The 24,450-nt window shown below is 69.1% G+C and carries 22 protein-coding genes; 4 read left to right on the forward strand and 18 right to left on the reverse strand.

The window, feature by feature from the left end; translation table 11 throughout:
• Positions 1-50: 50 nt before the first annotated feature.
• The 17 genes from OED01_RS00625 to OED01_RS00705 form a co-directional block, all read right to left on the reverse strand.
• Positions 51-1,544: an ABC transporter substrate-binding protein gene (locus OED01_RS00625; protein WP_264156455.1), complete on the reverse strand. Its 1,494-nt coding sequence runs from the start codon at positions 1,542-1,544 to the stop codon at positions 51-53.
• Between the two features lie 51 nt (positions 1,545-1,595).
• The gene (locus tag OED01_RS00630; RefSeq protein ID WP_264156456.1) at positions 1,596-2,312 is read right to left on the reverse strand and encodes a DUF1684 domain-containing protein; all 717 of its coding nucleotides are present in this window, start codon (positions 2,310-2,312) and stop codon (positions 1,596-1,598) included.
• A gap of 107 nt (positions 2,313-2,419) precedes the next feature.
• A complete protein-coding gene (locus tag OED01_RS00635; protein WP_264156457.1) occupies positions 2,420-4,483 on the reverse strand; it encodes a GMC family oxidoreductase N-terminal domain-containing protein in 2,064 nt (687 codons plus the stop codon).
• A complete protein-coding gene (locus OED01_RS00640) occupies positions 4,461-5,327 on the reverse strand; it encodes a carbohydrate ABC transporter permease (RefSeq protein WP_264156458.1) in 867 nt (288 codons plus the stop codon). The genes OED01_RS00635 and OED01_RS00640 overlap by 23 nt, the downstream gene beginning before the upstream one ends.
• Positions 5,324-6,289 carry a carbohydrate ABC transporter permease gene (locus tag OED01_RS00645; protein WP_264156459.1) on the reverse strand — a complete coding sequence of 322 codons (966 nt, stop codon included), beginning with the start codon at positions 6,287-6,289 and terminating at the stop codon, positions 5,324-5,326. The genes OED01_RS00640 and OED01_RS00645 overlap by 4 nt, the downstream gene beginning before the upstream one ends.
• 9 nt (positions 6,290-6,298) lie before the next feature.
• Positions 6,299-7,606, reverse strand: a complete 1,308-nt coding sequence (locus OED01_RS00650) for an ABC transporter substrate-binding protein (protein WP_264156460.1) — start codon at positions 7,604-7,606, stop codon at positions 6,299-6,301.
• 146 nt (positions 7,607-7,752) lie between these two features.
• Positions 7,753-8,673, reverse strand: coding sequence for an NAD(P)/FAD-dependent oxidoreductase (locus OED01_RS00655; RefSeq protein ID WP_264156461.1), 921 nt, complete (start codon positions 8,671-8,673; stop codon positions 7,753-7,755).
• Positions 8,666-8,995 (reverse strand): ferredoxin, encoded by a 330-nt coding sequence (gene fdxA / locus OED01_RS00660; protein ID WP_264156462.1) that lies wholly within the window; start codon positions 8,993-8,995, stop codon positions 8,666-8,668. The genes OED01_RS00655 and fdxA overlap by 8 nt, the downstream gene beginning before the upstream one ends.
• Positions 8,992-10,395 (reverse strand): FAD-dependent oxidoreductase, encoded by a 1,404-nt coding sequence (locus OED01_RS00665; RefSeq protein WP_264156463.1) that lies wholly within the window; start codon positions 10,393-10,395, stop codon positions 8,992-8,994. Before OED01_RS00665 ends, fdxA begins: the two co-directional genes overlap by 4 nt.
• 39 nt (positions 10,396-10,434) lie before the next feature.
• A complete protein-coding gene (cobA, locus tag OED01_RS00670; RefSeq protein WP_264156464.1) occupies positions 10,435-11,277 on the reverse strand; it encodes a uroporphyrinogen-III C-methyltransferase in 843 nt (280 codons plus the stop codon).
• Positions 11,274-12,176: an ABC transporter permease gene (locus OED01_RS00675; RefSeq protein WP_264156465.1), complete on the reverse strand. Its 903-nt coding sequence runs from the start codon at positions 12,174-12,176 to the stop codon at positions 11,274-11,276. The genes cobA and OED01_RS00675 overlap by 4 nt, the downstream gene beginning before the upstream one ends.
• The gene (locus OED01_RS00680; RefSeq protein WP_264156466.1) at positions 12,166-13,020 is read right to left on the reverse strand and encodes an ABC transporter ATP-binding protein; all 855 of its coding nucleotides are present in this window, start codon (positions 13,018-13,020) and stop codon (positions 12,166-12,168) included. Before OED01_RS00680 ends, OED01_RS00675 begins: the two co-directional genes overlap by 11 nt.
• Positions 13,020-14,087 carry an ABC transporter substrate-binding protein gene (locus tag OED01_RS00685; protein WP_413231597.1) on the reverse strand — a complete coding sequence of 356 codons (1,068 nt, stop codon included), beginning with the start codon at positions 14,085-14,087 and terminating at the stop codon, positions 13,020-13,022. The genes OED01_RS00680 and OED01_RS00685 overlap by 1 nt, the downstream gene beginning before the upstream one ends.
• Positions 14,088-14,124: 37 nt before the next feature.
• Positions 14,125-15,432: a sulfate adenylyltransferase subunit 1 gene (locus OED01_RS00690; protein ID WP_264156467.1), complete on the reverse strand. Its 1,308-nt coding sequence runs from the start codon at positions 15,430-15,432 to the stop codon at positions 14,125-14,127.
• Positions 15,432-16,355 (reverse strand): sulfate adenylyltransferase subunit CysD, encoded by a 924-nt coding sequence (cysD, locus tag OED01_RS00695; RefSeq protein WP_264156468.1) that lies wholly within the window; start codon positions 16,353-16,355, stop codon positions 15,432-15,434. The genes OED01_RS00690 and cysD overlap by 1 nt, the downstream gene beginning before the upstream one ends.
• Entirely contained in the window at positions 16,352-17,095 is a 744-nt protein-coding gene (locus OED01_RS00700; protein ID WP_264156469.1) for a phosphoadenylyl-sulfate reductase, read from the reverse strand. The genes cysD and OED01_RS00700 overlap by 4 nt, the downstream gene beginning before the upstream one ends.
• Positions 17,092-18,810 carry a nitrite/sulfite reductase gene (locus OED01_RS00705; RefSeq protein ID WP_264156470.1) on the reverse strand — a complete coding sequence of 573 codons (1,719 nt, stop codon included), beginning with the start codon at positions 18,808-18,810 and terminating at the stop codon, positions 17,092-17,094. Before OED01_RS00705 ends, OED01_RS00700 begins: the two co-directional genes overlap by 4 nt.
• A 219-nt stretch (positions 18,811-19,029) precedes the next feature.
• On the opposite strand from OED01_RS00705, the gene OED01_RS00710 reads away from it, so the two are divergent.
• The gene (locus tag OED01_RS00710) at positions 19,030-20,385 is read left to right on the forward strand and encodes an HNH endonuclease (protein WP_264156471.1); all 1,356 of its coding nucleotides are present in this window, start codon (positions 19,030-19,032) and stop codon (positions 20,383-20,385) included.
• Positions 20,386-20,415: 30 nt separating this feature from the next.
• Here the strand turns inward: OED01_RS00710 and OED01_RS00715 are convergent, their stop codons facing one another.
• Positions 20,416-20,655 (reverse strand): hypothetical protein, encoded by a 240-nt coding sequence (locus OED01_RS00715; RefSeq protein WP_264156472.1) that lies wholly within the window; start codon positions 20,653-20,655, stop codon positions 20,416-20,418.
• Positions 20,656-20,918: 263 nt separating this feature from the next.
• On the opposite strand from OED01_RS00715, the gene dnaK reads away from it, so the two are divergent.
• From dnaK to OED01_RS00730, 3 genes are read left to right on the forward strand one after another with little or no spacing between them, the layout of a single operon-like run.
• Positions 20,919-22,778, forward strand: a complete 1,860-nt coding sequence (gene dnaK / locus OED01_RS00720; RefSeq protein WP_264156473.1) for a molecular chaperone DnaK — start codon at positions 20,919-20,921, stop codon at positions 22,776-22,778.
• A 2-nt stretch (positions 22,779-22,780) separates the two neighbouring features.
• A complete protein-coding gene (locus OED01_RS00725; protein ID WP_264156474.1) occupies positions 22,781-23,419 on the forward strand; it encodes a nucleotide exchange factor GrpE in 639 nt (212 codons plus the stop codon).
• Positions 23,420-23,426: 7 nt separating this feature from the next.
• Positions 23,427-24,407 (forward strand): DnaJ C-terminal domain-containing protein, encoded by a 981-nt coding sequence (locus tag OED01_RS00730; protein ID WP_264156475.1) that lies wholly within the window; start codon positions 23,427-23,429, stop codon positions 24,405-24,407.
• Positions 24,408-24,450 lie beyond the last annotated feature (43 nt).

Here is a 24,450-nt window from a genome sequence, read left to right on the forward strand (position 1 = left end):
AGGATCGCGGGGCGGGATGCTTCAGCATCCCACCCCGCGATCCGAAGGGGTCAGGAGGTGACGATGTCGTAGGCGAAGAACTGCGAGTTCAGGCCGTTGACGGGGTATCCGCTGAGGTCGCTCGAGGCGACCACGATCTGCGGGTAGAGGTAGAGCCAGACGCTCGCGGCATCCGCGGCGATCTTCTCGCCTACCTGCTTCAGCAGCGCCGTCTGCTCTTCGGTGGTCGCCGCCTGCTCGGCCTCAGCGACCCACTGCTGGACCTGCGCGTCGTCGTAGCCCCAGTAGAAGTCGGGGTTGCCGTACCAGACCACGTCGCGGTCGTTGACGTGCTCCTGCAGGGTCGCCTCGAAGTCGCGCTCCTGGAAGACCTTCGTGTACCACTCGTCGGCGCTGATGGTGTTGATGTTCACCGTGATGCCGACTTCGGCCAGTTGCGACTGCAGGAACTCGGCCACGACCGGGTGCGGGTCGTAGCTGGGGGTGTCGAGGGTGAACTCGAAACCGTCCGGGTACCCGGCCTCCGCGAGCTGCTGCTTCGCGAGGTCGACGTCGTACGGGTTGACGTCGGTGAGGTCCTCGTACCAGGGGTCGGTCGGGGGCACCATCGATCCGATCAGGGTGCCGTAGTCGCCCCACACGGAGGTGAGCAGCTTCTCGGTGTCGATGGCGGAGTAGATCGCCTTGCGCACCAGCGCGTCGTCGAACGGGGCGACGCGATCGTTGAACGCGAGCAGCTCCTTCGTCGTCGAGGTGCCCTCGCTGATCGTGTAGTCGTCGTTCGAGGCGAACTGCTCGAGCGCGTCGGGGCTCTGGACGCTCGTGATCACGTCGATCTCGCCGGTGAGCAGCGCGTTGTTCTGCGCAGTGGCGTCGGTGAAGTAGGTGAAGACGACCTCGCCGTTCGCGGCCGGCCCGCCCCAGTAGTCGTCCCAGCGGGTCAGGGTCAGCGTGCTGCCCTGCTTCCATTCGTCGAGCGTGTACGGGCCGGTGCCGTCCTCGCTCGTGGTGAGATCCTCGGCTTCCGCATTCACGATCCAGATGTACGCGAGGTTGTACAGGAACGAGATCGAACGCTGCGACAGCGTGAACACGACCGTGCTGTCGTCGGGCGTCTCGATGTCGGAGATCACCGAGAACGACGACTTGCGGGCCGACTTGGAGTCCTCGGCCGTGACCGCTTCGACGCTGGCCTTGACGTCGGCCGAGGTCAGCTTCTTGCCGGAGTGGAACGTCACGTCGTCGCGCAGCGTGATCGTGTAGGTCAGGCCGTCTTCGCTGACCTCCTCGCTCGCCGCGAGCAGGGGCTCGACCTCGCCGGCGTCGGTGAGCCGGTAGAGGCCCTCGTAGACGTTGCCGTTGAACGCCTCGGTCACGCCCTGGCCGCCGCCCTGCGTGTTGCTGAGGTTCTGCGGCTCGTACAGCGAGCCGATGGCGATGGTGGCGTCAGCGGAGTCTTCGGCGGATGGCGTGCTCGACGAGCAGCCGGCCAGGACGAGGGCCGTCGCGACGATGGTCGCCGCGAGCGCGATCGGAGTTCTCACAGGGTGTCTCCCGGTTCGGGTGGGTGTTCGGGTGTTCGGAGCGGCCGCGGGTCAGGCCGAGTAGATGTCGAAGTCGTCGGTGAAGACGACGTTCTTCTCGCCGGCGCGGATCGGCTGCGAGAACCGGTTCTGCGGCGGTGGCAGCGGGCAGTTGTACTGCGCCGAGAAGCCGCACGGCGGGACGAACGCGCGGTTGAAGTCGAGCACGACCGAGCCCGCGTCGCCGAATCCTGCCTCGTCGTCTCGGCGCACGAACAGGAAGCGTCCTGACCCGTACGTCTCGGTTCCGTTGGTCGCGTCGCCGAAGACCAGCAGCAGCGTGCCGCCGTCGTCGAACGCGGCGAGGCGGTGCTCGACTCCGTCGAGGGTGAACGTGATGTCGCCGGGGACGACGAGCTCGCGCGTGCCGCCGTTGTCGCGGATGTGCTCGAACGGGACAGTGCGGCCGGCATCCACCGGCGTGAAGCCGGCCTCGATGACCCAGGCCGGGTCGTACTCGTACGCGTCGATGCGGTCGTACGCGCGGATGGCGGGCGAATCGGCATCCCAGAACCGCAACCCGTACTCGGGCCCGCCGGTGGAGATGTCGGTGCGCTGGAGCTGCGTCACCGTGACGGATGCCGGGGCCTTCGACCGCTCCGCTTCGAGGTCGGGCCGTTCGCGGCCGACCCAGCGGGTCTCGACGAGTGCGAGGTTGCCGGTTGGCGCGGCGACTGCGGAGTGGCGCTCATTGCGCCAGCGGGCGTGGTCTTCTTCGGGTGCAGACATGACCGTTCCAGGTTACGGGCGTGCGGGGAAGGGCGCCGCGACGCGACGTCATCGAGGGGAACACGCGTGGACGCGTCGGCATTCCGTGCCGCGTCGATCCGATCCGGTCAGACCCAGCGCGCCTGCAGGCGTTCGGCGACGCGCAGCGCATTGGCGACGATGGTCAGGGTGGGGTTCACCGATCCGTTCGTCGGATGCAGGGACGAGTCGCACACGACGATCCGACGCGTCCCGTACAGCCGCCCCTCCGGATCGGTCGCCGCGGCGGCTGCCGACGCGCCCATCCGCACCGTGCCGCAGGAGTGCTCGCCCGCGGCCGAGGCGGTCGCACCGCCCCGGCGGACGACGTGCACGCCGGTCGCGTCCGCGGCTTCGAGCCACCGGATCCCCTGTACTCCGAGACCTTCGTCGATCTCCCGTGACGCGTCGTGGACGAGCTTGGTCATCGTCGCCCCGGGGCGCCCCCATCGGTCGCGCGCACGGTCGCTGAGGCCCACGCCCGATCCGCGGTGCGGCACCTCCTGGCCCATCCCGAACACGCCGAAGATGTGGGCGCGCCCCTCGCGCATCCACTCCTTGTGCCCGGCGCCCCAGGACGCGACGCCCTCGGGCGGGGAACCGGCGGAGGTCAGCGGAAGCATCCCCATGAGGTCGACGAGCACTCCGCCGCCGTACGGCACGGTGTCGGCATGCACGTGGTCGAGCGTCGCGACCGAGTGGCCTGGTCCGACGAACGGCTTCACGGGTTCGGCCACGTCGCCCAGCACGGTCACGAATCGATGGTCGTGCAGATTGCGGCCGACGTGCTCGTTGCCGAGACCGCTCGCCAGCAGCAGGCGGGCCGACTCGACCGCACCGGCCGAGACCACGACGACGTCCGCCCGCACGACGACCTCGCGGGCGCGGTCGGTCGAAGCGTCCACCATGAGGGTCACCTCGGCGTGCGACGCCCCGTCGCGGATCTCGATCGCCTCGGCATCCTGCAGCACGCTGCAGCCGTCGGCCACAGCCCGCGCGATGAGCGTGTTGTGCGCGCCGTTCTTCGCATCGACCGGACACGCGTGGCCGACGCACTGCGGGCATCGCGCGCACGCGGCCCGACCGTCGTGCGGAACGCTGTTGATCGCCAGGGGGATCGGTCCCCACCCCCACCCGAGCCGGTCCGCGGCGGAGGCGAGCAGCTCGCGGGCCGGCTCCGTCCCCATCGCGGGCATCGGGTAGCCGCGCGTGCGGGGAGTTCGGGCCGTGAGCGGTCCCTCCTCGCCGGCGACGCCGAGCTCCCACTCGGCACGCGTGTAGTACGGCTCGAGCTCGTCGTACTCGAACGGCCAGTCGGCGAGCGAGGCATCCGCGTCCGGATTTCCGTACACGGTCTCCATGCGGAAGTCCTCGGGCAGGAAGCGCCACGACATGCCCTGCCACACACGGGTGCCGCCGCCGAGGACGTCCGCGTTGAGACCGTACGGACCCGCGTCGCCGATACCGTCGACCAGCATCCCGGCGCCCTCCGCGCCGAACAGCTCCCGCGGATGCCCCGGACCCGGCCCGAGAGTCGGCCAGTACACCGCGTTGCGCTTGCCGTGCAGATGATCGCCGCGCAGCTGCGCGTTCGTCCGCGCCGGCGCGCGCTCGACGAGCAGGACCGTCCTCCCGGCCGCCGCGAGGACGCGCGCCGCCGCTCCGCCGCCTGGTCCGCCGCCGATGACGATCGCGTCGTACGCGGACGCGACACCGTGCGAGCCGATGTCGGGCAGGGAGTCGGGTTCGATCGGAACCACGCCGTCCGGCAGAGCGCGGTAGCCCACCATCGCCAGCCCGTCCGGTTCGTGGCCGGGTCGGAGGGCGTAGTAGCCCTCCCAGCAGACCCGCCGCAGCGCCGCGAAATCCGGCGCCGTCTCAGGGTCGGCTTCGGCCCGTTGCAGCAGGACATCCTGATGCCCAGGAGCCAGCTCCGCGAAGCCGCCGGCGCCGGACTCGCGGTCGAGCCACGCGCCGAGCGCCGCCAGCTGCGGCAGGATGCCGGCGAGATCGCGCCTCGCGACGGGGTCGGCGAGATACGCGCCCACCCCGCCCTCCCAGCCGTCGCGCCAATCGTCGGCCGGGATGATCCTGGCCACGGCCGCGCGCAGCGCCGGATGAGACGCGACGTCACCGCCCGGCAAGGGAACCACCGATGCCTCCGACGCTGAAGTACTTGTTCAGCACGGCGAAGATGATGACCGGTGGCAGCATCGCGATCACCGCGACCGCCATGACCAATCCCCAGTTCGTCGCGTTCTGCTGGAAGAAGGTCTGCAGGCCGACCGAGAGCGTGAAGCTCGTCTCGGACCGGATGAAGACCAGGACGACGAGGTAGTCGTTCCAGGCGAGCAGGAACGAGAAGATCGCGGTCGACAGCACCCCGGGGAGGGAATTGCGCAGGACGATCCGGACGAAACCGCCGAACAGGCTCGCCCCGTCCATCCAGGCCGCCTCCTCGAGGCTGATCGGGATGGAGTCGTAGTACGCGGCCATCATCCAGATCGCGACCGACATGGTCGAGCCGACGTAGATGATCGTGAGGCCGACCAGGTTGTCGACCAGGTTCAGCCGCGCGAACAGGATGAACAGCGGGATGACGGCCGTGACGACCGGCAGCGACTGGATGATGAACAGCAGCAGCGAGTAGCCCGAGACGAGCTTGCTGCGGCCGCGCGAGAGCACATATCCTGCCGGCGCCGCGACGGCGACGGAAACCACGACCGTGGCGAGCGTGACGACCAGGCTGTTCTGCAACCAGATGAGCACGTTCGTCTGCGTGAAGATCTTCGCGTAGTTCTCGAAGGTGAATCCGGTCTCGGCGCTGCCCAGCGCCGGCTGGAACGACAGGTACAGCACGGCGCCCACCGGGATGATCACGATGACCGTGATGAACAGCAGGAGGGTGAACTTCCACCACCGGCCGCGCAGCTGCTCGTCGGTGCCGCTCCTGCCCTTCTTGGATCCCGCGGTGACGAGGGTCTGAGTGAGGGTCATTCGATGTCCGCCTTCTGCACGCGTCGGTAGAGGACGACGGAGATGATCACGAGCACGATCGTCATGAGGAACGCGATCGCGACACCCGGTCCGGTGCGGAACTCCAGGAACACGGTGCGATACGCCTGCACGACGAGCGATTGGGTGGCGTTGACCGGCCCGCCGCCGGTCAGCAGGAAGATCGTGGGGAAGTCGTTCACGCAGAAGATCGTCATGAGGATCCAGCTGATGTACGTCGACTTCGCGGTGAGCGGCAGGGTGATGTGGCGGAACGCCTGCCACGCTGTCGCGCCGTCCACGCGGGCCGCCTCGTAGACCGTGGTGTCCACGGCCGCGAGTGCGGCGCTCATCATCATCATCATGAACGGGAAGCTGATCCAGACCTTGAACACGCAGACCATGATCTGGGCGAGGAGCGGATTCGCGAGGAACAGCACCTGCCCGAAACCCAGCGCTTCGGCGAGCACGGGAAGCGGGCTCTGCGGCGTCGCCACGAGCCAGTTCCAGGACGTCGCGGACACGACGGTCGGCACCACCCACGGCAGCAGGAGGAGGACTTTGAACAGGCCTCGTCCGGGGACGCGTCCTCGGAGGAGCAGGGCGATGCCGAGGCCGGCGACCCAGCTGCCGAAGACGCCGACGAGGGTGAAGATGAGCGTGAACCGGGCGGATGCCCAGAACACAGGGTCGGACAGGACGGTCTGATAGTTCTGCAGGCCGATGAAATCACCGGGCAGGATCAGGTCGCCGTCGCGCACCGACTGCAGGCCCGCGTAGATGACCGGATACGCGTTGAGCAGCAGGACGAGGATGATGGAGGGCAGGACGAGGAGTGTCAGCGTGAGGGTGCGGCCAGGCAGGACCGCGCGCCGGCGAGTGCGGGGCTCTCGCCCCGACCCGCCGACGCCGACGCCCCTTCGTGCCTTGCTCAGCGACTCGGAGAGGGAGGCGGAGGTCATCATGGAGCAGACCTACGCGTTCGCCTCGAGCGTCTTCTGCAGCGTCTCCAGTGCAGCCTTTCCGGTGCCCTGACCACCGAGGATCGTCTGCGTGAACGTGTTCATGGCCGGCGTGCCGTCGACCGCCGTCACGCCCAGGAACAGCGCATCACCGCCGGGTGCGCCCCAGGTGTGCGAGATCGGCTGCCACTCCTCGATGATCTTCACCGCGTTGGTGTTCGCCTGGAACTCGGGAGTCTCGGTGATCGACTTCAGCGGCGGCAGCCCGATGCCGGTGTTCTCCGTCCACAGCGGCGCCATGTTCTCGTAGTAGTACGTCAGGAACGCCTCCGACTCGGCCTGGTCGGGGGTGTTCGTGTACATCATGATGTTGTTCGGGAAGTACAGCGCGCCCTGGTCTCCGTGGGGTCCCGTGAGCGGGCTGTTGACCGCGAGCTCCGGTCCGACGTCGCCTGCGACGTTGGCGGCGAGGCCGCCGCCGTCCCAGCCCATCCCGAACTTGCGCTCGCGCCACTGGGTCTGCACGTTGTCGCTGGTGTACGTGACGCTGCCGGGGTCGACGTACCCCTTCGCGACCATCTCGAGCACGAAGTCCATCGCCTCGATGTTGCGGTCGGTGACGCAGTCGGGTTCCTGGTCGGCGTTGAAGAGGCCGCCGCCGTTGTTGATCATGAAGCTCGTGAGGATGTGGCTGCCGGTGAAGGAGCCGGAGCCGGCGCCGACGCCGAACGAGTACACGCCGATCTTCTTCAGCGCCTCACTCGCGGCCAGGTAGCTCTGCCAGTCGGTGGGTGGCTCGACGCCGGCCTGCTCGAGCAGCACGGTGTTGTACCACATGACGCGCATGTCGAGGTTGTACGGGACCGCCGCATAGCCGCCCTTGACCTTCATCGCATCGACGAGCCCGGGGAGGAAGTCATCGTAGAGGCCGTTCTCCTTCCAGGATTCCAGCAGGTCGTCGGCGTATGCGATCTTCCCCTGCGATTCGAAGAGGAACGCCTGAGTCCCGCCGCCGGAGCTGACTGCCGGACCGGTGTTGCTCGCCACGGCGGAGGAGAACGTCTGGGTGAAGTTCGCCCACTGGATCTCCTGGTGCTCGACCTTGAGCGCGCCGTCGTAGGCTTCGGCGATCTCGGCATCCCGCGGCCCGAACTCCGCCTGGCCCCAGGGCATGTTCCAGAACTTGAGCGACCCCCCTCCGCCGCCTCCGCCGCCTCCTCCCGACCCGTTGGGGGCGCAGCTCGCGAGCGTCATCGCGGCCACGGCCGCACCCGAGAACATCAGGAATCCGCGACGCGTGAACCCTGAAGGCGAAGTCATGCGATCCATGCAGAACACTCCATTTCTCGCGGCCGGGCGGGCCGACCGCTCTCGACATTGAGACGGACAGCACCTGTCTAGTCCCTTTTGTCGGAGCCGTCAACAAATTTCGGCGACGCATGCGGAGCGTCCGCGCGAGCGAGGGTTCAGTGCGCGGTCGCGACGCCGATCGCGTCGTGCACGATCACGGCGGCGACCCGAGCACCCGCGCCGGCGGCGACGATGAGCTGCTGAGGACCGGGGGCTGCGGCGTCCCCGGCGGCATACAGACCGGGGACATCCGTGCGGCCGGATCGGTCCGTCACCAGGTGCCCCGCCCCGTCGACGGCGGGCGAGATCCCGTCGAGGAAGGCGAGGTTGGAGTCCCACTCCGGGCGGACGAATCCGCCGTCGACCTGGACGCGTGAGCCGTCCGCGAGCACGATGGCCTCCAGCCGCCCGCGCTCTCCGACGAGTTCCACGATCGGATGCCGCGCGACGGTGATCCCGGAGGCCGCGAGCTCGGCCTCCTCGGCTGTCGACACGACGTCGGCGCCGTTCGTGAAAACGGTGAGCTGCGGACTCCACCGGGCGATCAGCCGGGCGCGATCGGCGAGGTCGTCCGACTCGCCGATCAGTGCCAGCGGACGATCCCGCAGATCCCAGGCGTCGCAGGCGGCGCAGCTGAACAGGCTCATGCCGTAGAAGCCGCGCAGGTTGGGCACGTCGGGCAGCGTCTCGCGCAGTCCGGTCGCGAGCAGCACGGTCCGGGCCGTCACGGTCGACGTCGCCTCGCGCCGGCCGATGCCCGCGACGAAGGCGTCGCCGTGGCGAGCCAGCCCCGCCACCATGACCCGCGACCGCACCTCGACGTTCGGGTAGGCGGTGAGCTCCTCCCGTGCGAGGCGGCGCAGCTCGTGCGGCGGGATCCCGTCGCGCGTGAGGAAGCCGTGCGAGTTCAACGTCGCCGCGTTGCGCGGCCGGTCGGCGTCGATCACGAGCACGCGCATGAGCGATCGGCCGAGATTCAGGGCGGCGGAAAGCCCCGCAGGCCCGCCGCCGATCACGAGGACGTCGTAGTCAGTCATGCCCGTCGCCCTGGGGAGCAAGCGCCGCGACGACCGGGTGGTCGAAGTCGTAGACGCCGACCTTGGCCGCACCTCCGGGAGACCCGATCTCGGTGAAGAACTCGACGTTGGCCTTGTAGTAGTCGGCCCACTCTTCGGGGAGGTCGTCCTCGTAGTAGATCGCCTCCACGGGACACACGGGTTCGCAGGCACCGCAGTCGACGCACTCGTCCGGGTGGATGTACAGCGACCGTTCGCCCTCGTAGATGCAGTCCACGGGACATTCGTCGATGCAGGCGCGATCCTTCACATCGACACAGGGCAGAGCGATCACATACGTCATCGGACCAGTGCCCCGTCGCGCGACACCGCCACCTGCTCGTCGCGGGGGACGACCTTGACGCGCTCGCGGGTGTGCTCGTGCGTCTCGCCGAGGTGCCTTTCGTGGGCGTCCAGCGCGAGCCAGCCGTCCCACGTCGTGTACTCGGTCGCCCGCTCGTCGAGCACGTCGAGCACGTCATCGGAGGTGTCGGCCGCCGAGAGCAGTCCGGCCTCGGCATCCGCCACCAGGTTCGTGATCGTCTCGAGGGCGTCCGACTTGGTGTGGCCGATGAGACCGACGGGGCCGCGCTTGATCCAGCCGGTGGCGTACAGGCCCGGCTCGTCGTCGACCCGTCCGGCCGCGTTCGGGACGACACCGCGTGCGCTGTCGAAGGGCGCGCCGTTCACCTGCGTGCCGTAGTAGCCGACGGCGCGGTAGACCGCCTGGACCGGGTACTCGCGGATCTCGTCGGTGACGACGAGCGCACCGTCGGCATCCGTCGTGGTACGGGCGAAGCGGATGCTCTCGACCCGGCCGTCGCCCTCGATCGACACCGGCGCATGCCAGAAGTGTAGGTGCAGGCGGCGCGATGCGCCGCCGACCGGACGGTCGCGCCACCCGTTGAGGGTGCGCAGCATGACCTTCAGCTGGTTGTTGGATGCCGCGGTCGGGTCGACCCCGTCGAAGTCCTCGTCGTGCAGGACGATGTCGACATCGCGCACCTCGCCGAGTTCGCGGAGCTCGATCGGGGTGAACTTGATGTCGGCGGGGCCGCGGCGGCCGAAGACGTGCACGTCGGTGACGGCGGAGGATTCGAGGCCCGCGAGCACGTTGTCCGGGACCTCGGTCGAGCGCAGATCGACGGCGTGCTTCGCGAGCACTCGGGCGACGTCGAGGGCGACGTTGCCGTTGCCGATCACGGCGACCTCGCGGGCCTCGAGCGGCCAGGTGCGGGCGACGTCGGGGTGGCCGTCGAACCACGCGACGAAGTCGGCCGCGCCGTACGAGCCAGGCAGTTCGACGCCGGGGATCTCGAGAGCGGCGTCGCGGATCGCGCCCGTCGCGAGGATCACGGCGTGATAGCGCTCGCGCAGCTCGTCGAGGGCGATGTCGCGCCCCACCTCGACGTTGCCGATGAAACGGATCGTGCGTCGCGTCGCCGGTTCGTCGTCGGATGCCGTGGGGAGCGCGTCGAGCATCTCGTGCAGCGAGTTCACGATGCCCTTGATCCGGGGGTGGTCCGGCGCGACCCCGTAGCGGATCAGCCCGTACGGCGCGGGGAGCGACTCGAACAGGTCGATCTCGAGACGGCCGCCGCGCTCGGCGACGGCGTTCGCCAGGAGATTGCCGGCGTAGATTCCGGCGGGGCCGGCGCCGACGATCGCGACGCGCAGGGCGAGGGGAGAGGAGGACATGGGCATGGCCTTTCGGGTGCCGCTCCGCGGAGCGTGCGGACGGGGTCAGATCACGTAGTCGAGGGTGCGGTCGATCGCCCGGCTGAGGCCGGTGTCGACTGCGAGTCCGGCATCCATCGCCTCGTACCAGCGTGGACGCTGGACGGGTTCGGATGCCGGCAGGGATGCCGCGTGCGGGCTCAGGCGGACGACGTCGCCGACGACGACCACGGCGGGCGAGCGCACCTGCCTGGTCGCGGCGAGGTGCGCGATCGTGCCGAGCGTGCCGATCGTGACGCGTTCGTTCTCGCCGTAGCCGTCCTCGATGATCGCAACAGGGCAGTCGGCCCCGCGTGCACCGTCGGCGAGCACGTGGGCGGAGTGCCCGAGCGTGTTCACGCCCATCAGCAGGACGACCGTGTGGTCGGCGCCGCCGGGGAGCCGTTGGATCTGGTCGTGCGCGCTGACGACGGTGAAGGAGGTCGAGATGCCGCGGTGGGTCAGCGGGATGCCGGCGACGGCCGGGACCGAGACGGCACTGGTGATACCGGGGACGACCTCGACGGAAACGCCGGCCGCTTCGCAGAACAGCTGCTCCTCGCGGCCGCGGCCGAAGACGAACGGGTCTCCGCCCTTGAGGCGGACGACGCGGCGCCCGTCGGAGGCGAGCTGCACGAGCAGCGCGTTGATGCCGTCCTGGGGCACCTTGTGGTGACCGGGGAGCTTGCCGACATCGACGACCTCGGCGGCGAGGACGACGCCCTCGTCGGCGAGCTGGTCGAGCACCGAGCGGGCGCCGAGCCGATCGGCGACGATGACGTCCGCCTCCTGAAGGGCGCGCAGGCCCCGGAGCGTCAGGAGCCCGGCGTCGCCGGGACCCGCGCCGACGAGCGTCACGTGACCGGTCATCTGGCGCCTCCCTGCGCGAGTCCGCGGCTGCGCAGCAGGCGCCGCTCGAGCGGTCCGAACAGGACCAGCTCGATGAGGATGCCGATCGCGAGGATCACCAGGATGGTGCCGAGCACGCCGGCGAGGTCCGCGAGTTCCCGGGACTGCTGCAGCATCGACCCGAGTCCGAACCCGATGGAGCCGCCGACGGCGATGATCTCGGCGGCCATCAGTGAACGCCACGAGAACGCCCAGCCCTGCTTGAGCCCGGCGACGTAGCCCGGCAGCGCGGCGGGGAGGACGACAGCGGTGGCCAGCTGCCAGCGGCTGGCGCCGAGCACGATGCCGGCGCGCCGCAGCTGCGGAGGCACCTGGTCGATGCCGGAGAGCAGGCCGTTGATGATCGAGGGGATCGCGCCCATGAGGATCACGAAGTAGACGGTCGCGTCGCTCAGCCCGAACCAGATGACGGCGGCCGGCACCCACGCGACCGACGGCAGCACCTGCAGACCGGAGATCAGCGGACCGGCAGCACGCCGCAGCGCCTTCCATTCCGCCATCAGTAGCCCGATGGGCGTCCCGACCACGATCGCGATGAGGAAGCCGACGACGCCGCGCTCGAGGCTCGTCCCCACCGCTTCCTGCAGCCGCCCGGACTCCCACGCGTCACCGAGAGCCCCGGCGACCTGCAGCGGCCCGGGCGAGATGTCCGGCCGGGGCTCCGCGATCACGACGTACAGCTGCCACGCGGCCAGGAGCACGACGAGCAGGATGATCGGCGGGAGGACCTTGCTGACGATCGTGCGCCAGGCGGACGAGCGCTGGTCCTCTTCGCTCTGCAGACGGTCGAGGCCGGTCGAGAGGGTGTTCAGCTCGTCGAACGAGTCGAGCGCATTGGTCTTGACGGTTTCAAGCGGCATTGCGTCGGATCTCCTCTCGGAGCTCGGTGGTGATCTCAGCGGCGAGGGCGGAGACCTCCGGAGATTCGATGCGCCGCCCTGCCGTCCCGCCGAGCTTCCACTCCCTGGCGATCCGCCCAGGTCGGCTGGAGAGCAGGATGACGCGCTGACCGAGTCTGGCCGCCTCGCGGACGTTGTGGGTGACGAACACGATGGTCCGTCCGGTCGCCCGCCAGACCCGCTCGAGCTCCTCGTGGAGCAGATCACGGGTGATGGCGTCGAGCGCCGCGAACGGCTCATCCATCAGCAGCACGGAGCGGTCCTGCGCGAGCGCGCGGGCGAGGGCGACGCGCTGGCGCATCCCGCCGGACAGCTCGTGCGGACGCTTGTCTCCGGCATCCGCGAGGTTCACCGTGCCGAGCAGGCGGAGCGCCTCCTCGCGGCGTTCCGCCCGAGGGACACCGCGCAGCCGGAGCGCCAGTTCGACGTTGCGCCGGGCGGTCAGCCACGGCATGAGCGCGGACTCCTGGAACATGACGGCCGCGCCGGTGCTGGGTACCGAGAGCGAGCCGGAGGTCACCGGTTCGAGACCGGCGATGAGGTTCAGCAGCGTGGACTTGCCGCATCCCGATGCACCCAGCAGGCACACGAACTCGCCGGGGGCGATGTCGAGCGACACGTCGTCGAGGACGACGGGCCCTGACCCGAAGCGCTTCGTGACATGGTCGATCCGGACGATCGGCTCGATCGGTGCGGATGCCGGGGCCGCCGGTGTGACTCCGTCGAAGCTCGGCGCCAGCGGGGAGACGCCCGCGTACGCACGCGCGGTGTCGTCCGCGATGGCCTTCCCCGCCGGCGCCGTCATCACTCGTCCCCGAGGCCGCCCGCGGAGACCGGCTCCTGGCCGTCCTCCTCGAGCAGCGCGTTCAGCGCGGTCAGGTCGAACAGGCCCTCGATCGAGCCCTCCTTCTGGGTGCCAGCGGCGAGGCCGTCCTCGACGAGCGTCTCGAACGTCTCGGCGTGCGGGTCGACGGTGAACGTCACGTTCTCGAGCGCCCGTGCCAGCACCTCGTCGGAGAGACCCTTGCCCGTGGCCTCGGTCAGCGCCTCGTTGATGACGATGGGCGCCTCGGCAGCGTTCTCGCCGAGCCACGCGACAGAGGCGACGTGGCCTTCGAGCAGCTTCTCGACGACGTCCGGGTGCTCCTCCGCGAACTCGGCGCGCACCAGGAGCACCGTCGTCGGGAAGGCACCGCCCTCCCAGAGGTCGGCTTCGTCGACCAGCACGTGCGCACCGGCATCCAGGACCAGGCGGGAGACCCACGGCTCGGGGAGCCAGGCGCCATCGACCTCGCCCTGCTGGAACAGGGTCAGGGTCTGGGCGTTCTCGGTCGGGGTGATCGTGACGTCGCCCCCACCCGAGGTCGAGGTCTCGAAGCCCTCGTCCGCCAGCCAGGTGCGCAACGCGACGTCCTGCGTGTTGCCCAGCTGCGGGCTCGCGATGTTCGCGCCCTCGAGGTCGGCCGGCTCGTCGATGCCGTCGCGGACGACGAGGGCCGCACCGCCCGAGGTCGCGCCGGCGATGATCCGCGCGGACTGCCCACCCGACTGGATGAACGTGTTGATCGACGGATTGGGTCCGATGTACGTGGCATCGATCGCGCCGGCGGAGAGCGCTTCGATCGCGGCAGGGCCGGCGTTGAAGATCTCGGTCTTGAGTTCGATGTCCTCGCCCAGGGCGTCGGTGAACAGGTCCTCCTCGACTCCGACCAGTGCCGGCGCGTGGGTGACGTTGGCGAAGTAGCCCAGGCGTACCTCTTCGACGGGCTCGGAGGCGCCCTCCGCACCCGGAGCGGCGGAGGCGCAGCCGGCCAGCATCATCGCGCCGACTCCAAGTGCGGTGAGAGCGGTGGTCTTGCGGGTGATCTTCACGGTTTCGCCTCCTTAGACGGTGATGGGTGGTGCGGGTTCAGGCGACGACGGTGACGGCGGCGAGCGTCGCCCCGTCGACGGGGTGGATGAGCAGCAGCGAGCCGGCGGCGCGGTTCACGGCGTACGGCTCGAGCGGCAGGTCGGCGGCGAAGCGCAGGCGGACGCGCCCGATCTCGTTGACGGCGAGCCGGTCGGCGTTGTCGTGCGCGAGTGTTTCGAGGTCGCGCCGGTCGACGATCTCGGTGACCAGCGCCTGCACTGTCGCAGTGCCGTGCTTGACGAGCACCTTCGTTCCCGGCGTCGTGGCGCGCTGGTCGAGCTGGAAGAGCTCGACGACAGCCTCGCGGCGCAGTGCCGGCGCGGTTCCGGCGGCGACGATGACGGCGCCGCGTGCGGCGTCCACCTCGTCGGCGAGGGTGACCGAGATGGACTGTGACGCCGTCGCGACCTCGGCCTCGCTGCCGGCGACGTGGATGCCGGTGATCTCGGTCTCGTGGCCGCCGGGGAGGACCTCGACCCTGTCGCCGATGCGGACGGTGCCGGATGACACGCGCCCGGCGAAGCCGCGGAAGTCGCGGAACCGCTCGGCATCCGCTGGGTCGATGCGCGGGTCGAGGCCGCCCTGCGGCCGGAGCACGATCTGCACGGGAAGGCGGAACGCGGCATCCGCCGACTCGGTCTCGTCCTGCGTCGGCAGGGTCTCCAGCAGCTCGATCAGCGTCGGACCGGTGTACCAGGGCGTCTGCGCCGACCGATCGACGACGTTGTCGCCTTCGAGCGCCGAAACGGGCAGCACGTGGATGCCGGACAGACCCAGCTGTTCGGCCACGCGCTCGGCCTCGAGTTCGATCTCGATGAAGCGGTCCTCGTCGTAGCCGGTCAGGTCGATCTTGTTCACCGCGACGATCACGTGCGCCACGCGCAGCAGCGAGACCACGGCGAGGTGGCGGCGGGTCTGCTCGACCACGCCCTTGCGCGCGTCGACGAGGACGATCACGGCGTCGGCGGTGGCGGAACCGGTGACCATGTTGCGCGTGTACTGGACGTGACCGGGGCAGTCCGCGAGGACGAAACTGCGCTGATCGGTGGCGAAGTAGCGGTAGGCGACGTCGATCGTGATGCCCTGCTCCCGCTCGGCTCGGAGGCCGTCGGTGAGCAGCGCGAAGTCGAACTCGCCGTGCGCGAAGCCGCGTGCACGGGATGTGGATGCGACCTGCTCGAGCTGGTCGGCGAGGATCGCCTTCGCGTCGTGCAGCAGACGGCCGACCAGGGTCGACTTGCCGTCGTCCACCGATCCGGCCGTCGCGAACCGGAACAGCGTGTGCTCCCGAGTGAGAGTCGTCATCAGAAGTACCCGTCCTTCTTGCGGTCCTCCATGGCGGCCTCGCTGATGCGATCGTCCGCACGGGTGGCACCGCGCTCGGTGAGCGTCGACCGCGCGACCTCGGCGACGACGGATGCCGTGTCGACGGCATCCGATTCCACGGCGCCGGTGCAGCTCATGTCGCCGACCGTCCGGTAGCGCACGATGCGGCGTTCGATCTCCTCGCCCTTCAGCGGCTGGGCGAACTCGCCGAGCGCCCACCACATGCCGTCGCGGCGGAACACGTCGCGCTCGGTCGCGTAGTACAGGGGAGGAAGGGCGATGTTCTCGCGCTCGATGTAGCGCCAGACGTCGAGCTCGGTCCAGTTCGAGATCGGGAAGGCGCGCACGTGCTGGCCGGGGAGGTGACGGCCGTTGTACAGGCTCCACAGCTCGGGGCGCTGGTTGCGCGGATCCCACTGGCCGAACTCGTCGCGCAGCGAGATGATGCGCTCCTTGGCGCGGGCCTTGTCCTCGTCGCGCCGCGCGCCGCCGAAGACGGCATCGTGCTTGCCCGCGGCGATCGCGTCGAGCAGCGGCTGCGTCTGCAGCGTGTTGCGCGTGCCGTCTGGACGCTCGGTGAGGCGGCCGTCGTCGATGTAGTCCTGGACGTTCGCGACCTCGAGGGTCAGGCCCAGGCGGGCGACCGTCTCGTCGCGGAACGCGATGACCTCGGGGAAGTTGTGCCCGGTGTCGACGTGCAGCACGGGGAACGGCACCCGCCCAGGGGCGAACGCCTTGGTGGCGAGGTGCAGGACGAGCACGGAGTCCTTGCCGCCGGAGAACAGCAGCACGGGGCGCTCGAACTCCGCGACGACCTCCCGGATGATGTGGATGGCCTCGGCCTCGAGCTGGTCGAGCGCGCTCAGTCTCGTCGCCGGCGCGGCGGTCGTGTCGATCGTCATACGTGCAGCCCGCATTCTGTCTTCGCCTGCCCGGCCCAGCGGCCGGAGCGGGGGTCTTCACCCGGTGCGACCTGCTTGGTGCATGGCTCGCATCCGATGGAGGGGTAGCCGAAGTCCACCAGCAGGTTCACCGGTGCCTTGTGCTCGGCGGCGTACGCCAGCACGTCGTCGAAGCTCCACGCCGCGACGGGGTTCACCTTGACCAGACCGTTGCGCTCGTCCCACGTGACCAGCGGCGTGTTCGTCCGGGTGGGGGCTTCGTCGCGGCGCACGCCGGTGAACCAGAGTTCGTACCCGCCGAGCGCCTGCTGCAACGGGGCGACCTTGCGGCGGGCGCAGCAGAGCGCGGCGTCGCGTTCGAACAGCTTGGCGCCGAACTCGGCATCCTGCTCGGCGACGGTCTGATCCGGCGTGACGTCGACGATGCGCACGTCGAGGGCGCGGGCGACCTCGTCGCGCGTCGCGTAGGTCTCGGCGAAGTGGTAGCCAGTGTCGAGGAAGAGGACGTCGACGCCGGGGAGGTGCTCCGCGACGAGGTGGGGCAGCGCGGCATCGGCCATCGAGCAGGCCACGGCCGCGGCATCCGCTCCGAAGTTGCGGGCGACCCAGGCGACGACCTCGGCGGCCGAGGCCTCGTGGTCGGTCAGGCTGCCGAGCTCGATGTTGCCCTGTTCGGCCAGGGCCGCGAGCTCTTCGCGGTTGCGCTTGGTGCGGATGCGGGGGGCGAGGCTGACGCTCATTGCAGGGCCTCCTCATCGGCGCGGTGCGCCCACTGCGCGAAGGTCTCGCCCTCGATGCGATCGGCGAGGTAGCGGCGGATGACGCGCTCGGCGTAGTCGGCGATCCCGTCGGCCGCGACCTTGAGACCGCGGACCGTCCGGCCCAGGCCAGCCTCGGCGCGGTCGACGCCGGCGAGGCCGCCGCCGAGGTGCACCTGGTACCCGGGGACCTGTTCGCCGTCGATCGAGACGAGCTGGCCCTTCAGCCCGATGTCGGCGGTCTGGATGCGCGCGCAGGAGTTCGGGCATCCGTTCACGTGCAGCGTGATCGGACGGCCGATCTCGGGCTCGAGCGCGCCGAGGCGCTCCTCGAGCTGTTCGATCGCCGTCGCGGCGTTCGCCTTCGTCTCGACGATCGCGAGCTTGCAGTACTCGATGCCCGTGCAGGCGATGGTGCCGCGGCGGAACAGGCTCGGCCTGGCCGACAGCCCGAGGGCATCGAGGCCGGTGACCAGGGCTTCGACCTCGGCCTCGGGGATGTCGAGGACGAGCATCTTCTGGTGCGGGGTGGTGCGCACGCGCCGCGAGCCGTGGACCTCGGCCAGGTCGGCGAGGGCCGTGAGGGTGCTGCCCGAGACGCGGCCGACGAGCGGGGCCGCGCCGACGTAGAAGCGGCCGTCCTTCTGGGCGTGCACTCCGACGTGGTCCCCGATGCTGGTCGGCGTCGGAGCAGCAGGACCGTCGGGCAGAGGGCTGTCGAGGTATTCGGTCTCGAGCACCTCGCGGAACTTCTCGGTGCCCCAGTCCGCGAGCAGGAACTTCAGGCGCGCCTTGTTGCGCAGGCGACGGTAGCCGTAGTCGCGGAAGATCTGCGTGACGCCGTGCCAGACCTCGGCGACCCGCTCCGGGGCGACGAAGGTGCCGAGGCGTTCGCCGAGGCGCGGGACGACCGAGAGGGCGCCGCCGACCCAGAGGTCGTAGCCGATGCCCAGTTCCGGATGCTCGACGGCGACGAACGCGCAGTCGTTGATCTCGTGCACGACGTCCTGGCTGGGGTGCCCGGTGATCGCGGTCTTGTACTTGCGGGGGAGGTTCGCGAGCGTCGGGTCGCCGATGAAGCGCTCGGCGATCTCGTTGATCTGCGGGGTCGGGTCGATGATCTCGTCCGCGGAGATGCCGGCGACGGGCGAGCCGAGGATGACGCGGGGCACGTCGCCGCACGCCTCCGTGGTGCTCAGCCCGACGTCTTCCAGGCGGCGCCAGATCTCGGGGACGTCCTCGACGCGGATCCAGTGCAGCTGGATGTTCTGACGATCGGTGAGGTCGGCACTGTCACGGGCGAACTCGGTCGAGATCTCACCGATCACGCGCAGCTGATGCGTGGTGAGCTGGCCGCCGTCGATGCGGACGCGCAGCATGAAGTACTCGTCCTCGAGCTCGTGCGGCTCGAGCTGCGCGGTGCGGCCGCCGTCGATGCCTGGCTTGCGCTGCGTGTACAGCCCCCACCAGCGGAAGCGTCCGTGCAGGTCGGTCGGGTCGATCGACGCGAACCCGCCCTGGGCGTACTCGTTCTCGATGCGCTCCCGGACGTTGAGTCCGTTGTCCGCCAGCTTGAACTCCTCGTTGCCGTTGAGGGGTTCGGTGCCGTCGACGAGCCACTGACCGTGCGGCTTGGTCGGCGTTCGTGTCGTGCGCGTGCGTGCACCGCGGATCGGGGTCTGCTGGGGCGTGGTCATGAAGATGCTCTCTGCACTGCTCGTCGGAGATGGCGTTGCACAACTCTGGCGATTCCGCCCGCGAAGGTCACGCGTCTGTGACACATGACGTCAGTCGACGAAACATGACGACACACAGGGCTCATCGAGGCGATCGTGCGTTAACAGCGGCCTCCGGAGCCTCGAAATCTGTTCGAAGAAATATTCGAATCTCTGCGTGAAATCCGATAGAATCGGAGCATGTCCCCGCACCTGACCCCCTTGCACGAGGCGCTCGCCGTGCTGGCCGAGGTGTGGGGCGCCGCGGGTGATGCGACCGACCTCTCGCGGGCGCAGCTGGTCGCGGTGAACGACGCGCTCGGAGTCTTGGAGCGACGGACGAGTGCCGTGCACGCCGAGGTCGCTGCGGGCATCGCGTACGAATCGCGCGCCGAGCTGGGGCCTGAGGCGCTGGCGAAGCAGCACGGGTTCCGTAGCCCGGCGAAGCTGATCGCCGCCTCGAGGGGCGGCTCGACGGGCGACGCGACTCGTCTCGTGAAGGTCGGTGAGGCGACGGCTCCGCGCGTGAACCTGATCGGCGAGCGTCTGCCGGCGGCGTATCCGGCCGTGCGCGACGCCCTCGCCGTCGGTGCCATCGGGGATCAGGTGGCCGGGATGATCATCTCCGTGCTCGAGCGCACGCGATGTGCGGCCGGGGCGGAGCGGGTCGCCGCAGCGGAGCGACTGCTCGTGGAGAAGGCTCCTGGCCTGAGTACGGACGACGTGCGGCGGATCACCGCCCGGGTCGAGGCGTGGCTGGATCCCGACGGCGTGCAGCCTCGGGAAGAGGAGATTCGCGGCCGCCGGTCGTTGCGGCTCTGGGAGCGAGATGGTGAACTGCACCTCGAGCTCGTGACGGACGTCGCGTCCGGCGCGCCGGTCAAGGCAGCGTTGCGCGGTTACGTCTCTGCGGCGTTCGCCGCTCGCAAGGATGCGGTCGACGCTGATGGCGCGGATGCCGATCGCCGCAGCGTGGAACAGCTCCAGGCTGACGCGTTCTCGCTGTTCTGTCAGCACGCCTCGGAGTGCGATCGGTCGCACATGCCGCTTGCCGGCGCGAAGGTCATCGTCCGGGTCAATCTGGAAGACCTGACGTCCGGAACGGGAGCCGGTCGTATCGACGGCTCCGACCAGCCGGTCAGCATCGCCGCCGTCCGGCGGATGGCCGCCGACGGCGAGATCATCCCGTGGGTGCTCGGCGGCGGGGGCGAGATCCTCGACTGGGGCAGAGGGCGGCGGTTGTTCACGAAGGTCCAGAAGCTGGCGCTCGCTGAGCGGGACGGCGGATGCGCGATGTGCGCGCTGCCGGCCGAGATGACGAAGGTGCATCACATCGACTGGTGGGAGCGGGATGGCGGTCGCACCGACCTCGCGAACGGCATCCTGCTGTGCGAGACCTGTCACCACCGCATTCACGACAACGGCTGGGAAATCCGCATAGACGGCGGCGGTGTCGCCGCCCGCGTCTGGTTCATCCCGCCGCCCTACGTCGATCCGATGCGGACTCCCCGCCTGGGCGGCCGGGCCCGCTTCGACGTCGTAGTGGCCGCGGCGTGAACATGGGGCGTGATGTGGGCGCGCTGATGGTCATAGCCGCACGAGCACATACCTTTGACGCTTTGATTCCTGGAGCTTTTCGCGCAACTCCCGTTCGACGAGTTCGTTGAGATCGAAAGGAAGCGCACAGCCGCTGCTAACGCCGCCGCCGTGGCTTGAATGAGGGCAACGCAGTTCTGGTGGTATTCCCCGGCCAACTGAAACGCACATCTCGTGCTCGTGGCCGCCGCAAGCGATCTTGGTCAGAACCATTGAGTTGGGATTGCTCACGAGAACTCCGATCTGGATGGCGGTCCGACGTGATGGCGGGCGAATTGCTCTCGCACGACTGCCGGTAGTGGCAGGGACTCATCGTGGCACTGACCTCAGACATGAGAAAGGGAGCCGACGAGTCGCGGCGTGAAGTAAAACTTGAGTGAACTCGTATCAAGTTTGTTTGACAGCATCCGGGTGGCGAGGTACAGTTGAGTCATCGCGACTCAGGTTTGCTGATCGCCCTGGACTCCCCGACCGAATCTCAGAAGGAGAAACACATGGCACGTGCTGTTGGAATCGACCTCGGTACGACGAACTCCGTCGTCAGCGTCCTCGAAGGTGGCGAGCCGAAGGTCATCGCCAACGCCGAGGGCTTCCGCACGACCCCCTCGGTCGTCGCGTTCACGAAGGACGGCGAGGTGCTCGTCGGCGAGACCGCCAAGCGCCAGGCCGTCACGAACGTCGACCGCACCGTCGCCTCCGTCAAGCGCCACGTCGGCACCGACTGGACGTTCGACGTCGACGGCAAGAAGTGGACGCCGCAGGAGATCTCCGCGCGCATCCTTCAGAAGCTCAAGCGCGACGCCGAGTCGTACCTGGGCGACACCGTGACGGATGCCGTCATCACCGTTCCCGCGTACTTCAACGACGCCGAGCGCCAGGCCACCAAGGAGGCCGGCGAGATCTCGGGCCTGAACGTCCTGCGCATCATCAACGAGCCCACCGCCGCCGCTCTCGCGTACGGCCTCGACCGTGGCAAGGAGGACGAGCTCATCCTCGTCTTCGACCTCGGTGGCGGTACGTTCGACGTCTCCCTGCTCGAAGTGGGCAAGGACGACGACTTCTCCACGATCCAGGTGCGCTCAACCTCGGGTGACAACCGCCTCGGCGGCGACGACTGGGACCAGCGCCTGGTCGACCACCTGATCAAGCAGTTCAAGGAGACCTCCGGCGTCGACGTCTCGGGTGACAAGATCGCTCTGCAGCGCCTCAAGGAAGCTGCGGAGCAGGCGAAGAAGGAGCTCTCCAGCTCCACGAGCACGAGCATCAACCTGCCGTACCTCTCGCTGACCGAGTCCGGCCCTGTTTCGCTTTCCGAGACGATCACGCGTGCCAAGTTCGAGGACCTCACCAAGGACCTCCTCGACCGCACCAAGAAGCCGTTCGAGGACGTCATCCGCGAAGCGGGCATCAAGGTCGCCGACATCGACCACGTCGTGCTGGTCGGTGGCTCCACGCGTATGCCCGCCGTCGCCGAGCTCGTCAAGCGCGAGACCGGCAAGGAAGCGAACAAGGGCGTCAACCCTGACGAGGTCGTCGCCGTCGGTGCCGCCTTGCAGGCCGGTGTCCTCAAGGGTGAGCGCAAGGACGTGCTGCTCATCGACGTCACCCCGCTGAGCCTCGGCATCGAGACCAAGGGCGGTCGCATGACCAAGCTCATCGACCGCAACACCGCGATCCCGACCAAGCGCAGCGAGACCTTCACCACGGCGGACGACAACCAGCCCTCCGTCGCGATCCAGGTCTTCCAGGGCGAGCGCGAGTTCACCCGCGACAACAAGCCGCTCGGAACGTTCGAGCTCACCGGCATCGCGCCGGCTCCTCGGGGCATCCCGCAGATCGAGGTCACCTTCGACATCGACGCGAACGGCATCGTGCACGTGTCCGCCAAGGACAAGGGCACCGGCAAGGAGCAGTCGATGACCATCACCGGCGGCTCGTCGCTGTCGAAGGAGGACATCGAGCGCATGGTGCGCGAGGCCGAGGAGAACGCGGCCGAGGACAAGCGCCGCGCCGAGGCTCTCGAACAGCGCAACCAGGCCGAAACCCTCGCGTACTCGATCGAGAAGCTGATCAAGGACAACGAGGACAAGCTCCCCGCTGACGTGAAGGACTCGGTCCAGGCCGACGTCGACGCTCTGAAGACGGCTCTGGCCGGCGAGGACGACGACGCCGTCAAGGCGGCGTTCGACAAGCTCAACGAGTCGCAGGGCAAGCTGGGCGAGGCGATCTACGCGCAGAGCCAGGCGGACGCCTCCGCCGGCGAGCAGGCGCAGGACGCGCCCGCCGATGACACCTCCTCCGACGAGGACGTCATCGACGCCGAGGTCATCGACGAGGACGAAGAGAAGAAGTAACCATGACGGACAAGAACTTCGACGACAACGACGAGGTTCGTCCCGACGGCAAGGGGTCGGATGCTGCGGCATCCGGCCCCGAGCCGCAGGAGAACCCGGATTCGGCGGAGGCTGCGGCCGCTGAAGGATCCGATGCGACTCCCGCGGACGACCTGACGATCGAGGACATCCTCGGCACCGAGCAGACCGGCGAGGCCGCGGCGGAGGATGCTGTGCTCGCCGACCTCGAGTCGGCGCTGCTGAACGACCTCAAGCGTCTGCAGGCGGAGTACGCCAACTACCGTCGGCGCACCGAGGAGCAGCGCCAGGTCGAGATCGACCGTGCCAAGGGCGAAGCCGCCAAGGGCCTCATCCCCGTGCTGGACGACCTCGACCGCGCCGCCCAGCACGGCGACCTCGTCGAGGGCACGCCCTTCGCCGTGATCGCCGAGAAGGTGCGCGCGGTCGTGGAGCGCCTCGGCGTGGTCTCGTACGGCGAGAAGGGCGACGAGTTCGACCCGCAGCACCACGAGGCGATCTTCCAGCAGCCGACGCCGGGAGCGGACAAGACCACTGTGCTCGAGGTCGTCGAGGTGGGCTACCGCCTGGGCGATGTCGAACTGCGCCCGGCGAAGGTCGTCGTCGCCGTCCCGGCGGAGTAGGGGTCAGATGGCAAGCCAGGACTGGTTCGACAAGGACTTCTACAAGACGCTGGGCGTCTCGAAAGACGTCAGCGACGCGGATCTGAAGAAGACGTACCGCAAGCTCGCCCGCAAGTACCACCCGGACTCCAATCCGGGGGATGCCGCGGCGGAGGCGACCTTCAAGGAGATCAGCGAGGCCTACTCGGTGCTCTCCGACGCCGAGCAGCGCAAGGAGTACGACGAGATCCGTGCCATGGGCTCCGGTGCCCGCTTCACCGCGGGTGGCGCGGGGGCCGGGGGCTTCGAGGACGTCTTCAGCCGGTTCGGGCAGCGCGGGCAGTCGTCTGCCGACTTCGAGGACATCTTCGCGATGTTCAACCAGGGGCAGGGCGGCTCGTTCGGCTCCGGCCGGTTCGGGCAGCCGTCCGGCGGGTACCGAGGATTCGGTGGACCGCAGCGCGGAGCTGATGTCACCGCCAGGACCACGCTCGACTTCATCACGGCCGCGCAGGGTGAGACGATCACGCTGCAGGGTGAGGACGGCAAACCGTTCAAGGTGAAGATCCCGGCGGGGGTCGCCGACGGGCAGAAGATCCGTCTGCGCGGCCGCGGCCGGCCTTCACCGGACGGCGGCGAGAAGGGCGACATCGTCGTGACCGTCGCGGTCCGCCCGCATCCCGTCTTCACCCGCGACGGGCTGAACCTGCGTGTCACCGTGCCGGTGACGTTCACCGAGGCGACGCTGGGCGCGACGATCGAGGTGCCGACTCTCGGGGGCGACCCGGTGAAGCTCCGCGTCGCGCCGGGTACGCCGTCCGGACGCGTCCTGCGCGTCAAGGGACGCGGCATCGCCAGCAGCAAGGGTACGGGCGACCTGCTCGCCGAGCTGCAGGTGGCGGTGCCGTCGCATCTCGACGACGCCGCTCGTGCCGCCCTGGAGGCCTTCGCGGCCGCCGAGCCGAAGGAGAACCCGCGCGCCGACCTGATGTCCAAGGCGCGCGGCTGATCGACCGCCCCTCGCTCGTTGAGCGAGCGAAGCGAGTCGAAAC

It is taken from the genome of Microbacterium sp. M28 (genome assembly GCF_025836995.1).
In the GTDB taxonomy this organism is placed as follows: Bacteria; Actinomycetota; Actinomycetes; order Actinomycetales; family Microbacteriaceae; genus Microbacterium.